Below are 14,711 nucleotides of genomic sequence, written 5' to 3'. Positions count from 1 at the left end.
GATATATTTATAAAGTGATTGTATTTTTCACGAAATCCTCAACTGGAGCGTGATTTATGCAGAAAATTCGCATATTTCTGCAGCCTGAAGATTGTTCGGTGAAACTGAATGAAGAAGAGGATGCAGTTCATTGCAGCAAGGAATGTTCGTCTATTCACATATAATCAGTTAGATAGGAGTGACTATGGAGCAGAAAATCAAATCTTCCTGGACGGAGCCTTTATTTACAGTAATATTTTCAAAGAAACATATTACATTCTTATCGATTCTCCTGCTGGTGACGATGATCTTTTCAGGAATCGGACTAATTATTCATAGAAGTGTCCAGGGACTTCTGCTGGAAGAGCTCAGATATACAGCCACCAATACAGCAGTGACTGCAGCTGCGTTCATCGAAGAAGATATATCCCCTTATGTAGCACTCACGCAGGTGGAAAACTATGAGGAGGGGGACTATGATGTCTATTACTATGAAAGGATGCAGCGTATATTCAGAGAAATCAGAAGAGGGACAAATGTGGATTTCATATATACAATGAAACAGCTTTCTGAAAACACTGTGCTGTATCTTCTGGATGGAGAAGATCCCGCAAGTGATCTCTTTTCACCCATAGGATCCACAGAGAAAATGGATTCCTATCAGAAAGATGTGCTCACAGATAATAAGATCATCAGTACTGATATGATTCTATGGGAAGGCTGGGGTAAATATATCACAGGGCATGCACCTATAAGAGATCAGATGGGGAGGGTCATCGGTTTTGTTGGAGTAGACATCGGAACCATGACTGTCAGGAATCTGATGAGAAAGGTGGATCAGGTCATTTCAGTGGTCGCGCTCTTCATCATCTTACTGGTGACGTTCTATTCCTATAAGATCATAGAAGACAGGTCCAATGCATACAACGAAGATTACCTAACGAAGCTCTATACAAGAAGACATCACGACAGACAGCTGGAAATGCATATCAGAAAGGTCAGAAAGAAAGGTGGGGAGCTTTCTGTCATGATGATCGACGTGGATGACTTCAAGAAGATCAACGATCAGTATGGGCATGAAGCAGGTGACAGGATGCTAAGGTATGTGGCAGGTGTCATCAGAAAGAACCTTCGTAAGACGGATATCAGCTCCAGGATAGGAGGAGACGAGTTCAACATCATCCTGCCGGGAACCTCACTGGAAGATGCAGGGGAAGTTGCGACAAGAATTCTTTCGGAACTGGAAGGCGGGAAAGAAAGCGTTAAAGTAAGTGTGAGCATCGGTGTCGCCAAATGGGAAAAAACCATGGATGCATCCATTCTCACAAATATTGCGGATCAGGCTATGTATAAGGCGAAGGAGTCTGGACGAAACCAGGTGCAGATGATTCAGGGACACTGCTAGAGAAAAATATGGAGGAAGATCATTGAGTCAGAAAAACTTACTCAAGCAAGCAAATGAAATGATGAAGAAACCGCGAGATGTCGGATTTCTGACAAAAGTATCCATGTATCTGATCACGGTTTTTCTATGTCTTGGGTTGATCATTCTATCCCAAGGCATCAAGCATCACTATGTGAAGGAGCTCGAAATCAATGCAAATAATCTCGCGAAGGGATACTCCCATAGTTTGAGCCGGAGCGTTGAAGCAAGTGCGGTGGTGGAGCAACTGATTCATGATAAACTGAAGGGTCTCGCCAGCATCATCACGAATACCGATGCGGATCTGCAAAATGAGGATCTTGTTGCGCTCTCAACCCAGATGAATGTGGATGAAATTGCTATCTACAATCAGGATGGAATCTTGATGCTATCGAACATAGAGCGATTCGTAGGTTGGAATCCACCTTTGAATCATCCTGTGAGGGATTTCATGAATTCTGATTTATCATTCTATATTGAGCCAATAAGAGCCAATACCATCACTGGTGATTTCTATTTATATGGTTATGAGAAGATGGAGGATGGAAGAACAGTACAGGTGGGTATTGATGCTCAGAAAGTGAATACACTTATTGGTGGATTCCACATGAACAGTCTTCTGAAGGAAATGCTGACGCATGATCAAGTGGAGTATGTAAATTACGTTTCATCTGAAGGCATCATTCTCGGCAGCAGCAGGGATGAGGAGGTTGGAAAAGTCACAGTGATTTCGGAAAGAAAACCGCTGTCTGATACACTGAATATTGGTGAGTTTCAGCTGGTACCTATGGAAGAGATTCATGATTTTCATGAACCGGTCTATCTATCCGGTACCGAGGCGGGGACTCTTCTCATCGGGATGTCTCTGGAGGAGACCAGAAATGCCATCAGGAATCTCACCAGAAGTATGACCGTTGTGCTGCTTATGATCTACCTTGCGGCGATCATCGTCATCTACCTGCTGCATGATAAGACTCGGAAGCTTTTTGATCTGGCTTATGAGGATGACATCACGAGGCTCCCCAACGCGAAATATCTGAAACGAATGCTTCGTTATGAGCTGAAGCAGTCCAGAAGAGATCAACTGGCGCTTATTATGGTTCATGTACCCAGATTCAGCAGAATCACCATGACAAAGGGTCATGAGCGGGGAGAATCCATCCTGCAGGATATTGCAAAGAACATCAGCGCCCGAGCTATTGAAGGGGCCAGTCTTTTCCGTTTTTCCGAGGAAAAGTTCATGATGCTGGTCCGCAACTATGGCCGGAGAGAGATGCTCGTTTCGATCATGGAAAATTTAAGTCAGGTGATTCCGCTGCAGGGAGACCACAAAGAGGAAAAAAGATACAATACACTGGCTTTCGGAGCCCTTGAACTAGGCGAACAATACAATGATGAAGTGGATGTCTTGAAAGATGTACTCATCGCGTTGAACAATGTGAGTGAAGATGCACCAAAACCATATATCTTCTTTGACGAGGTCATGGAAATGAAGATCCTGCGTGAAACAGCAATTGAGAGTGAACTGAAAATGGCCATTGAAAGCAAAATGGATAATATCATTCTTCTGACCTATCAGCCGCTTATAGATGCGAAAACTGAAACCATCATCGGACTGGAAGCATTGACCAGAATGAACTCTCAAAAATATGGAATGATATCTCCGCTTGAATTCATCCAGATTGCTGAAAAGAACGGCCTTATGCCGGATCTTGGGCGGCTGATACTGGAAAAGGCCGTGGATTTTGAAAAGAAGCTTCTGGAGGAAGGATATGGAATCAGGGTAGCGGTGAATATTTCTCCTATTCAGGTGATTCAGGATGATTTTGTTTCAATGGTAAGGGGAATCATCGAATATGCGTCGATTGATCCCTCTTTTATCGAACTTGAGATTACGGAATCGGTTTTTCTGAGCAGCTACGATCTGGTGAACAGGAAACTTAAAGTTCTGCGAGAGATGGGACTCCATATATCCATTGATGATTTCGGTACTGGATATTCGTCTTTCGCCAGACTGAAGGAACTCCATGTGGATTCCGTGAAGATTGACCAGTACTTCATCCGAAAAATCACTCAGCTTGATCCATCGGATCTGATCACAGGAGACATCATCAGAATGGTGCATAAGTCTGGTCTTTCTGCTGTAGCAGAAGGAGTGGAGACAAAAGAAGAAAGAGACTATCTTATCCGTGAAGGTTGTGATGTTCTTCAAGGTTATTACTACAGCAAACCCATGCAGGAGAAGGATGCGCTTCGCTACGTCAGAAAGCAGAGTCATTTGCGGTAGATAAATGACATAAATAACATTAGATGATCGGCTAATGATCGGATAAGGAGATAATATGTGGGCAATAACACAACAAATAAATGACATCAGAGAGAACCCGCTGATGCTGCCACTAATGATTCTGGCAGTGCTTCTGATCCTTCATATACTTAATCACAGGAAGATGAAAAAGAAGCTCATGACCGCTGAAAGGTACGTGGAAATGGGGCTTCGATTCTATGATCAGGATAACAGATACCTGTCCATCAAGGATGATAAGTACCGATATTTCCTCGTGAATGAAGCGTATACAGCGCTCTTTGATAAGAGGAAGGCGGATTTTCTCGGTAAAAATGACGAAAATTTTTATGACGAAGAGATGGCTGAGAAACTGCATGAAGTCGATCGAAAGGTCCTTGAGACTGGTGAAGAAATCCAGCAGATTCTGATCTGGAGGGGAAGAACATACAGGTTGCAAAAATTTCAGCTTGTACTTCCTGGTGGTGAGAAAGGTGTTGGTACTTATACAGAAGATATCACAGATATAGTGAAAAGGCGTGAAGAACGGGAGAAAATCATAAAGCGGAATGAGATTCTCCTTGATGTTACAGTGAGTGATTTCAGCTCATCCCAGGAGCAAATGGACTACGTGCTCATGAAAGCCTTGGCTTTAACAGATTCATCCTACGGATATATCTATCTTTACAATGAAGAGGATCAACTTTTCACGTTGGAGAATTTCGCTAAAGATGGAAGAGTCATCTCCATAAGGAAGTCATCAAATATGATTTATAGTCTTGATAGAACGAAACTTTGGACCGAGTCCGTGAAGACTAGGAAACCCATGATCTACAACGGTAGAAAAAAAGTCCATGAAGAACAAGCTGAAGAATCATATCCGTTTAATCTGATGACGGTTCCTGTTATCATGGAAGATGCGGTTCTGGCAGTGATTGGGGTCGCGAATAAAGAGGAAGGTTATTCCAGTGAGGATGTAGAAGAGCTTTCGCTTCTTATGAACGGTGTGTGGAACGCAAAAGAAAGAAGAGAAACTACCCAGGAGCTACAGAAGGCGAACATCAAGCTTGCATCCAGCGAAGAAAAACTGACACTGATTTTGAATTCATCTGCAGAAGGAATCTACGGTATGGATGTCCATGGCCACTTCACGTTCATCAATAAAAGCGCATTGGCACTACTGGGTTATAGGGATGCGAAAGAGCTCATCGGCACAAACTGTCATGAGATGATTCATCACAGCACAAGAGAGGGTGTTGCTGTGAGCAGGGAAGACTGCCAGATTTATGAATCCATCGGAAAAGGAGACATCATTACGGATGAGAACGAAGTCTTCTTCAGAAAGGATGGAAGTCCGTTTTCCGTGCGATATTCTGCACATCCTCAGATTCAGGAAGGAAAAATCATCGGGTCAGTTGTGACGTTCGCTGATATCACTGAGAGAAAGAAACAGGAAGAAGAAGTGCTCTATCTCAGTTATCATGACGCGCTCACAGGTCTCTATAACAGAACCTATCTTGAAAAAATCTCAACCGAGCTTGAGAAGGAGGAATACATGCCTATGAGCATTGTGGTTGGAGATGTCAATGGTCTGAAACTTTCCAATGATATCTTTGGCCATCGCAAAGGGGATGAATTTCTAAAAAGAATCGCTGAGATCATCAGAAGTCAAACGAGAAAAGAAGATCTTCTGTTCAGGGTAGGTGGTGATGAATTCTACCTTTTTTTAAGAAACACAGAAAAAGAAGCCGCTGAAGAAATCATGCAGCGCATAACAGATTCCATACAGAGCGAAGATTTTCATGGCGTACGTGGTGGGATAGCGCTTGGCCTTTCCGTCATGGAGAACAATCAGACGACGATTGAGAGTGTCATGAATGATGCGGAGCAGAAAATGTATCGGGAAAAGACTGTATCGAAAAGTGAAGAAAGCACCAAGCAGCTGAAATCCCTTGTGGGGATCATCATGGGACGAGAAGAGGAACGCGTGCATGCTGAAAACACCGTACTCCTGGCTGATGCCATCGGTAAAGAGCTATCCTTAAGTGAGGAAGAGATGACCAAGCTGAGAGATGCCGCTTATATCCATGACATAGGTAAAATCACCAGATTTATGAGTGAAGGGGAGGATCAGTATATACTTCCAACAAGAAAAGATCACGCAGTCATCGGATACAGAATTCTTAATTCCTTTGAGGAAACAATGGAACTTGCTCGAATCGTTCTTTCGCATCACGAAAAATGGAATGGGTCAGGGTATCCTAAGGGGCTCAAAGGAAAAGAGATTCCGCTTCTCTCAAGAATCATTGCTGTGGCGGAAAGATTTGATAGACTGACATCCCGGCTAAGTGAAGTCAGTGTGCCGGAAGAAGTAGCGTTTATGGTGATGAAACGAGAATCGGGTGTGATCCTTGATGAATCTCTTGTAGACATACTCATTACGATCAGAAGAAAAAAGCCAGCGGAATCTACTGCAGATCAATGTGTATAGCGCTGATTTTGCAGTTTGGAGTCTTGTTCTTTTAGTAATACAGAATATAGAAAAAGACAATAAAGATTATCATAAAGTATTAAGGTTTTAGGTTGCTGTATGATAAAATAGATAAGTAATCCTAGAATACTGGTGAAGAACGAATAAACCGGTTTTTAGCAATGAGAAATGAAAAGAAATATCTCATGAGGGTCGGTGTCTGAGCTAGAAGGGGAAAGGTGAGCATGTTGAGTCAGAAGAAAGTGAGTAAGACATATTTTAGTCTTTATATATTGGCGTTTATCGGTGTTACTATTGTTTTCATGCTGGTAGGATTTGTTATGATCCATACTTTCAGCGATTATATAAGAGATGAAATGGTGAGAAATGCCAACTATACCGCCAAGAGTTATTCTCATACGCTAGAAAAGAATATCGAGGCCTACGAAGCAGTGACTGAGCTTATTGAAGATAAAATCGAGGCTGCGGGTAATGGAGTCATCAATGCTCGAAACCCAGAGAACCTTGACCTTGCGGTGGTGGCTGAGAAGATGAATGTGGACAGCATCGATGTATACAGCCCTGAAGGTATCGTAGTCAGTTCTGCATATCCAAAGAACGTGGGATGGAGTGTTTATGAAGGACATCCTGTTTATGATTTCTATACCAGTGATCTGACAAGTTTTTTAGGTCCTGTAAGAACCAATACCATTTCCAATCTGGATTACAAGTATGGTTACTTTCGGATGGCTGATGGAGGATTTGTACAGGTTGGTGTTTCAGCAGACCATATCAACTCCTTTGTGGATAATTTTGAAATGATCAATAATTTCAACAGGATGAAAAACGGAAACAACCTGCTGCACCTGACTTTCATTGATAATAACTATCAAGTTCTTGCGAGCACTGAATCGGACCGCATTGGAAAAATCTTCGAGGAATCAGAAATCATAGAAGGCATCGATCAGGAAAATGAGGCTGGAACCTATAGTACAATTGGAGAGGAGGAGGTCTATCAGGTTTTTGTTCCAATCTTCAATGAAAATGGACGACAAGGGACTCTGGCTGTGGCTCAGAGCGTGAAAGATACAGAGGAACTCCTGAGTAGATTGACCGGAGTGAGTCTGCTGATCCTTTTCTTTGTTTATGGTGCACTTCTTTCACTTTTCGGGTCATCATACAGACGATTCAGGAACCTTATGAATCTCGCATATTTTGACCAGTCGACGAAACTGCCTAATGAAGAGTATCTGAGAACCATCCTGACGGATGAGAAAAATCTGATCCAAAGCACAAAAAAAGCGCTGATTCTTGTAAAACATATTCACTATAAGACCCATCATTTTGAAAACCCTTATGAAAGCATTGCTCAGATTGTCGGAAGAATCGGAAGGACTATTCCTGGCCTTGTGAATTATCCAGTCCAGGTTTTCAACCTCTCAGAGGACAAATTCATTCTTCTTGCTGAGGATTATAATAGTAAACTGGAACTGATTACTCTGGTGGAAGAAGTGACAAATCTCTCCAGAGAAAATTTCAATCTTCATGGGACAATCGAATACATGAACATTAAATTCGGTATCACGGAATTGGATGACAACAGAAAATCCATGGAGCAGCTTCTGAAGGAAACGGCAGTATCACTTTCCAGTGTCGGAGAAAAAGATGAAGTGAATTATGCGTTCTTCTCTTATCACACAGGAAGAAAACTGCAGATGGAGGATATGGTTGTCAGTGAACTAAAAGAGATCATAAATGATGAAAGCAGTGGAGGGGTACACCTGCTCTACCAGCCTATTATTTCCATGAAAGATGGGTCGGTCTCTTCCTTTGAGGCTCTTGCTCGATTCACTTCGAAAAAATACGGGAAAGTACCTCCGGAAAAGTTCATTGAAATAGCGGAAAAGAACAATCTTATGATACCTCTTGGCAATCTTATTTTCGCTCAGGCAGCAAGATATGCGAAGAAAATGTACGAAAAAGGCTATAGCCATGTTCGCGTGTCAGTGAATATCTCAGCGATCCAGCTGCTGCATGAGGATTTTCTGAAGGATATCCTTCGGATATCAGAGCAGGAGGGAATCAGCGGGGGTCATATTATCCTTGAAATCGAAGAATCCGTTCTTATCGATAATTTCAAGGAAATGAATAAAAAGCTTCAGGAAATAAGAGAACATGGGTTCCTTATTGCACTGGACAATTTTGGAACAAGCTACTCCTCATTAAGGAGCCTGAAGGAGCTGAATGTGGATATTCTGAAAATCGATAAAGCCTTCATCGATCCCATATCCCCTGGAGATACCAGTGAGTATATAACCACTGACATTATATCTCTGGCTCATAGATTGGGACTAAGTGTGGTGGCGGAAGGTGTGGAGCTGGAATCGCAGATGGAGTATCTCTTCTATGCGGACTGCGACTGTGTTCAGGGTTATATCTGCGGTAGACCTGCTAAGCCCGAAGAAGCTAGTCTGACACTTATTGCCAGTCCTAACAGCTGCTGGGTTCGGGTCATGAGAAGGAAGTTTCCCATCATTACAACTGAGGATTCCGGATCAGATGAAGTTGATGGAGAACCGGTATATTAGCGTGATTGAAGAAGTGCAATCTTTTGAATGACACGTAAGAAAAGTGATGTATGTGCATAAGCAATTGGAGGGAAGGGATGAATCTTCAAGAAATCCTTGGTAAGGCAACAGAAAAAGCGGCATCTGATGTGCATCTTGCGGTAGGTTCCAGCCCGCTCATGAGAGTGAACGGGAAGCTCATACCGATAACAGAGACTGTTCTCCAGGTGGCGGATATGGATAAAATTGTACAGGAACATGTTTCGAATAAAGAAAGAGCGTTGCTTTTATCAGATGGGGAAACAGACTTTTCCTATGAAGATGAAAGTGGACGATACAGAGTGAACCTTTTTCGGGAAAGGATGGGATACGCCGCCGCATTTCGTGTAATCGGGGCCAGAATCCCTTCTTTCAGGGAACTGGGTCTACCTTCTGTGATGGAATCCTTCACGAGACTTCGGAAAGGGCTGGTCCTTATTACAGGACCTACTGGAAGCGGAAAAACGACGACGCTGGCATCGATGATCGATCGGATCAATGAAGAGCAGGAAGGTCATATCATTACTCTGGAGGACCCGGTTGAGTATCTTCATCATCACAAAAAATCCCTTATAAGTCAGCGAGAGATTCATCGCGATTCAAAAGGCTTTGCAGAAGCTCTTCGCGCCTCATTAAGGCAGGATCCGGATGTGATTCTTGTGGGAGAAATGAGAGACCTTGATACCATCGGCACAGCAATAACAGCTGCGGAAACGGGACATCTCGTTTTATCGACTCTTCATACCTCCAGCGCCGCTCAGACGGTGGACCGGATCATTGATGTGTTTCCCCCTCATCAGCAGGCTCAGATCAGACTTCAGCTCTCTATGGTGCTTGAAGGTGTGGTTTCTCAGAAACTGATACCGAAGGCCGACGGATCGGGGAGAGTGGCTGCTTTTGAAATCATGACAGGAACCACTGGAGTGAGAAACCTGATTCGAGAAGGGAAAGTGCATATGCTCCAGACACTGATTCAGACAGGAGCATCTTCAGGTATGATTTCCATGGATTCATCTATTCTAGCGCTCTATAGAGAAAAGGTCATCACAAAAGAAAGTGCAGTGGCCTTTGCATTGGATCAGGAAACCATGAAGAAGCAGATTTTTGGTTTATTTTAGTTTCAGGGAGGAGTATAGTGGGTCTTTTATATGTGGTATATGGTCTTATCATCGGTTCTTTTCTTAATGTAGTGATCTATAGGATTCCAGCTGGCATCAGCATTGCTTATCCACCAAGTACCTGTGGAAGCTGCGGGAAAAGAATCAGAGCCTATCATCTTGTGCCTGTTTTCAGTTATCTGTTATTGAAAGGCAGATGCGGATACTGCAGGGAGAAAATTTCAGCAAGGTATCCTCTGATCGAAGGACTGAATGGCTTTCTTTATCTGATGCTTTATCAGAAAATTGGTTTTGGTATTGAATCAGTACTTCTGTGCCTCTTTTCTTCTGTTCTCATAGTTGTGGGCATGATTGACTATGATACTATGGATGTCTATCTTTCAACACTGGTTCCAGGTGCGATCCTGGTAGTGTTCATTCTATTAGAAAGGACTTACAGAGGGATAAGCATTCTTCCGTTTATTCTTGCTGGTCTCATTGCTATGATTTTAATTTTTCTGGTGATTCAGATCACCAAGGGAGGGATGGGAATAGGTGATATCTGGATTCTAGGTCTTATTGGTATTGTACTGGGGCCTGTCCTGACTCTGGTATCGTTCTTTCTAACCAGCGTAATTGGAGGCGGGGTAGCCTCATTTCTTCTTGCAAGTAAGAAAAAAAATGGCAAGGAAGGCATTCCGTTTGGCCCTCTTCTCATTATAGGATTCTTTATGGCTCTGCTTTTCGGGCAGGAGCTTCTTGATTTTTATTTCAGTTTGTTCAGTTTTTGATAGATCCTTTTGTTTTTAAATTTGTTCATATTTTAATAACAAAAATAGTGAACATTAAAATTATTTTCGACATAAAACAAGAAGAAATTCTCGGGTGTTTGCGGTTTCGACTTTTATTTTAGTTGCATAAAAATTGTTGTTACAATTAATCTAAAGCCTGAGAAAGGCTTTTAGCTTGTATTGTGTAACACGTAGAGAGTCAACTGATTATTGCTAAAAAAATATAGTTTAATAGCGTAATTCCAGCTTGATATATAGAAATTTCAGTGCTAGAATATAAGCATTGAGTAAATGTGTAGGGTGAATATTTTCGACATAAATGTATATTTAATTAAAGATTCTGAAAATTGTTAAGAATTATTCTTTAATAATATATGAATGTTAAAAACAAAGCTCTATTTTTATTTATCTTGCGAAGAAAGGGGTTATTAAAATGATCAAATTAAGAAAAAAGCAAAAAGGTTTTACACTGGTTGAATTGTTGATTGTCATTGCTATTATTGCTGTTCTTGCTGCGGTGGTTACACCAGTTGCCTTAAGCGCTATCAACGATAGTAAGGCTACTGCAGTGTATGCTGAAATCAAATCTATCGAAACAGCTTATCTGACCGCTCAAATTTCAGAGGACTCTACAGAATTCGAGGATTTAGAGCTGAATGGTGTAGAAACAAATGGTAACAGCAAAAATGCAGAATACAGTATCACAACATCTGATGGTAAAGTTTCTTTAGGTGTAAATGTTGCTTCTGCAAAAGTAGTTACAGGAGTTGAAAAATTATTAGCAGATGCACCATCTTCAGTCTTTGATGAAATTATTATTACTAATAATTAGTTGTTAACATGTGGCTAAGACCACTTCGATGAGTGAAAAACTTAGCGAAGTGGTCTTGCTTCTATACAATACAATCCGGGAGGTTATCATGATGAAAAATTCATACTACAAACAAAATGGAATAATCTTACCAGTTGTATTGATCTTTTTCTCGGTATTGATGCTTTTGGGGGTTACGTTTTTATCAGTCAGTGGTTTTCAGGTTCAGCAGAGCGTGAGTAAAACGAACAGATCTCAAGCCTACTACATTGCAAAATCAAGCGCAGAATCTTTTGCGGAGTATCTTATTGATCAATCTAAAATTTCTTCAAGTGAAGAGTGGTCAGAGTTGCTTGAAAAAATTACTGATAAGTCATCGAGTATAGAAAGTATCGGGAACGCAACGGTAGTACTCCATGTTCAACTGAAAAGTGAAGATAAGCTTACAGTAAAAGCTGATGCTGAATATATGAATGAAAAGAAGTCTGCTGAAGTAATGTTAAGGTTAGGAAATGATGTAATGATCCCTAGCGGAAAGTCTGTAGTAATTGTAGATAATCCAGATTCAGTAGAATTAAAACCCAATGCCGATTTTGATGAGAACTTAATAACATATTCTGTGAAAGATAAGTATCCTGACGTTATATATCAGGACGAAATATATCCAATGAATATATATCCATTTGAGAATCCATTTTCTAAAAAGAAAATGTCCTTTACAATTGAAAAAGATTCCTATTATGATTCGATAAGTATTGATGATAAGAATAGTGAATTGATTATTGACCTTAAATATGGAACGAGGGTTATTAGGGTGAATCATCTTAATGTTGGCGGAGATATAAAACTTATAAACACTGACAGAAACAGCAGACTGATTATATTTGTTGAAGAAGAAGTGTTAATAGGTACAAACAATAAAGTTGGCATTAACTTAAATGGTGCTCCTGAAAATCTGATTATTGTTACGAATCAATCAACAGATATCGTAGTGAAAAATAAACTGGATTTTAGAGGGATATTATATGCACCAAATTCCAGTATTAGTTTTCAGACACATAGTAATGTTGAAGGAGCTATTGTGACTCATTCGCTTTCCGTTCAAAATAATACAATAATAAAACCATTGGATAACGATTATACTATTCCAGGTAATGAAGCTACAGATGGATCATCTGATATCAGAATTAATTATGATGATTCTCCGTGGAATTAGGTGAAATTATGATGAATAATAAATCAGTGAAAAATCAAGGGTTTTCTTTATTAGAAGTGTTAATAGCAATGGCCCTGGTTGCATTAATTGCAGTAGTCAGTATTCCGCTATTTTCATTTGGTCAAGTAAAGGTAAAACAGGGTGGAGATGATTCCACTCAGTTATTTTTAGCTGAATCAAGAATTGAGACTGATGATGAAAATATTTCATCATATGAGCAAGGACAATTGATGCTGAATTTTGAAGGCGAAGTAATTGAAGTCAATATAGAAATATACAAAGTAACAGAAGGTGACATTTCTATACGATTTTTCGAGTACCAGAAATGATTCAATATTATCTTTTTGTTGGAGGTAACAATGGCAGTTAAGAAAAGACTAGGAGAAATACTACGTACGGAAGGCCTGCTCAGTGATGAACAGCTCAGTCTGGCACTTGAGATACAGAGAAAAACAGAAGAAAAGTTGGGCGATATCCTAGTGAACCAGGGTATGGTTTCTTATGATGAAATTCTCACTGCCATCAAGAGGCAGCTGAATATTCCCATGCTGGAGCTGGATGAGATTCATATCAAACAGGAAGTCATAAGAGTTTTACCGGAGAAACTGGCGAGAAAGTATTCTGCAGTACCAGTAAGACTGGATAACGGAGAACTCCTGGTGGCTATGAGTGACCCATCTAACTATTTTGCCATTGATGATATTCGTCTTGCAACAGGGTATGTCATCAAACCGGCTATTTCTTCACAGGATCAGGTCCTGCGTAATATTGAAAAATATTATGACAAAGAAAAAGCGCAGAAAGCGGCAGAGGTTTTTCAGCGTTCTGTTGTCATGTCCAGAAACCAGGTGGAAAAACTGGAGACAGAGCTCAATCAGGATGCACCTATTATCCAGTTTATCAATACAGTGCTGGAAAATGCGATTATCTATAAAGCGTCTGACGTGCACATAGAACCTGAAGATGCTGAAATTCGGGTTCGATATCGTGTGGACGGATTTCTTGAAGAAATCCTGCGTTCGGATATTCAGATTCTGGAACCTGTTGTCAGTATCGTGAAGATCATGTCCAATATGAATATATCTGAGAAGAGAGTTCCGCAGGATGGAAGATTCTTATATCGTGCAAGCGGAAAGTTTGTGGACATGCGTGTTTCTGTAGTGCCTACCATTTATGGAGAGAAGATCGTAATCAGACTACTCAATAAGGATGATGCATTGCTGGAGCTATCCAGGCTTGGATTCAAAGAAAGGGAGAATGAAATCATACAGAGAACCATAAGAAAACCTTACGGCATCGTCCTCATGTGCGGACCCACAGGCTCCGGAAAGACAACAACACTTTACAGTTTCATCAATGAAGTCAATGATGTCCGAAAGAATATCGTCACCATAGAAGACCCGGTGGAATACAACCTGGAAGGTGTCAATCAGATGCAGGTGAATAACAAGATCGGATTCACTTTTGCAGATGGGTTAAGAAGTATTCTGCGTCAGGACCCTGATATTGTACTCGTAGGTGAAATTCGTGATCAGGAAACAGCGGAAATTTCCATACGTGCGGCATTGACAGGGCATCTTGTCTTCTCCACCATTCATACCAACAATGCGGTATCCACTATCTCCAGGCTGAAAGACATGGATATACAGCCATATCTTCTGGCGTCCACTCTTGCAGGCGTCATTTCACAGAGACTGGTCCGAAAAGTATGTCCGTTCTGTGCAATCAGCGAGCCTGCATCAGCATATGAAAAGCAGATTCTAGGTGTTACTGAAGATGTGATGCTGAAGAAGTCTGTAGGATGTCCCTCCTGCAACATGAAGGGTTACAAAGGGAGAACTGCAGTGTTTGAAGTGCTGGAGATGGATGACGAGATCAAGAGACTCATCGTAGAGGATGCATCCGATCTTGAGATCGAAAAATACGCAAGACAATCTGGAATGGAAAGCCTGAAAGAGTCCTGTATATCTAAGGTTCTGGCAGGAGAGACAACCATCGAGGAACTTATGAGAACAACATTGTAGGGGGATGGAA

General features: G+C 41.2%; 10 protein-coding genes. All 10 read left to right on the top strand.

Annotated elements, in window-relative coordinates:
- The first annotated feature begins 184 nt into the window (after nt 1-184).
- The 10 genes from J3A84_RS13445 to J3A84_RS13400 all read left to right on the top strand — a co-directional run bounded on the left by J3A84_RS13445 (nt 185) and on the right by J3A84_RS13400 (nt 14,701).
- Nucleotides 185-1,384 carry a GGDEF domain-containing protein gene (locus J3A84_RS13445; protein WP_207600558.1) on the top strand — a complete coding sequence of 400 codons (1,200 nt, stop codon included), beginning with the start codon at nt 185-187 and terminating at the stop codon, nt 1,382-1,384.
- Nucleotides 1,385-1,406: 22 nt separating this feature from the next.
- Complete coding sequence (locus tag J3A84_RS13440; protein ID WP_207600557.1) at nt 1,407-3,689, top strand: putative bifunctional diguanylate cyclase/phosphodiesterase; 2,283 nt, start codon at nt 1,407-1,409, stop codon at nt 3,687-3,689.
- A 55-nt stretch (nt 3,690-3,744) separates the two neighbouring features.
- Nucleotides 3,745-6,177 carry a diguanylate cyclase gene (locus tag J3A84_RS13435; protein WP_207600556.1) on the top strand — a complete coding sequence of 811 codons (2,433 nt, stop codon included), beginning with the start codon at nt 3,745-3,747 and terminating at the stop codon, nt 6,175-6,177.
- 320 nt (nt 6,178-6,497) lie between these two features.
- Nucleotides 6,498-8,744 (top strand): EAL domain-containing protein, encoded by a 2,247-nt coding sequence (locus tag J3A84_RS13430; RefSeq protein ID WP_207600555.1) that lies wholly within the window; start codon nt 6,498-6,500, stop codon nt 8,742-8,744.
- Between the two features lie 77 nt (nt 8,745-8,821).
- Entirely contained in the window at nt 8,822-9,880 is a 1,059-nt protein-coding gene (locus J3A84_RS13425) for a type IV pilus twitching motility protein PilT (protein ID WP_207600554.1), read from the top strand.
- Nucleotides 9,881-9,897: 17 nt separating this feature from the next.
- Nucleotides 9,898-10,650, top strand: coding sequence for a prepilin peptidase (locus tag J3A84_RS15355; RefSeq protein ID WP_207600553.1), 753 nt, complete (start codon nt 9,898-9,900; stop codon nt 10,648-10,650).
- 433 nt (nt 10,651-11,083) lie between these two features.
- A complete protein-coding gene (locus J3A84_RS15350; protein ID WP_242694247.1) occupies nt 11,084-11,482 on the top strand; it encodes a prepilin-type N-terminal cleavage/methylation domain-containing protein in 399 nt (132 codons plus the stop codon).
- An 88-nt stretch (nt 11,483-11,570) separates the two neighbouring features.
- A complete protein-coding gene (locus tag J3A84_RS13410; protein WP_207600552.1) occupies nt 11,571-12,677 on the top strand; it encodes a DUF7305 domain-containing protein in 1,107 nt (368 codons plus the stop codon).
- Between the two features lie 11 nt (nt 12,678-12,688).
- Entirely contained in the window at nt 12,689-13,006 is a 318-nt protein-coding gene (locus J3A84_RS13405; protein WP_207600551.1) for a prepilin-type N-terminal cleavage/methylation domain-containing protein, read from the top strand.
- A 30-nt stretch (nt 13,007-13,036) separates the two neighbouring features.
- On the top strand, nt 13,037-14,701 hold the full coding sequence (locus J3A84_RS13400; RefSeq protein WP_207600550.1) for a GspE/PulE family protein: 1,665 nt from the start codon (nt 13,037-13,039) through the stop codon (nt 14,699-14,701).
- The last annotated feature ends 10 nt before the right edge of the window (nt 14,702-14,711 follow it).

This window comes from Proteiniclasticum aestuarii (genome assembly GCF_017368455.1).
Classification (GTDB): domain Bacteria; phylum Bacillota; class Clostridia; order Clostridiales; family Clostridiaceae; genus Proteiniclasticum; species Proteiniclasticum aestuarii.
The sequence above is the reverse complement of the archived record's forward strand: the minus strand, read 5'-3'. Positions and strand labels throughout refer to the sequence as shown.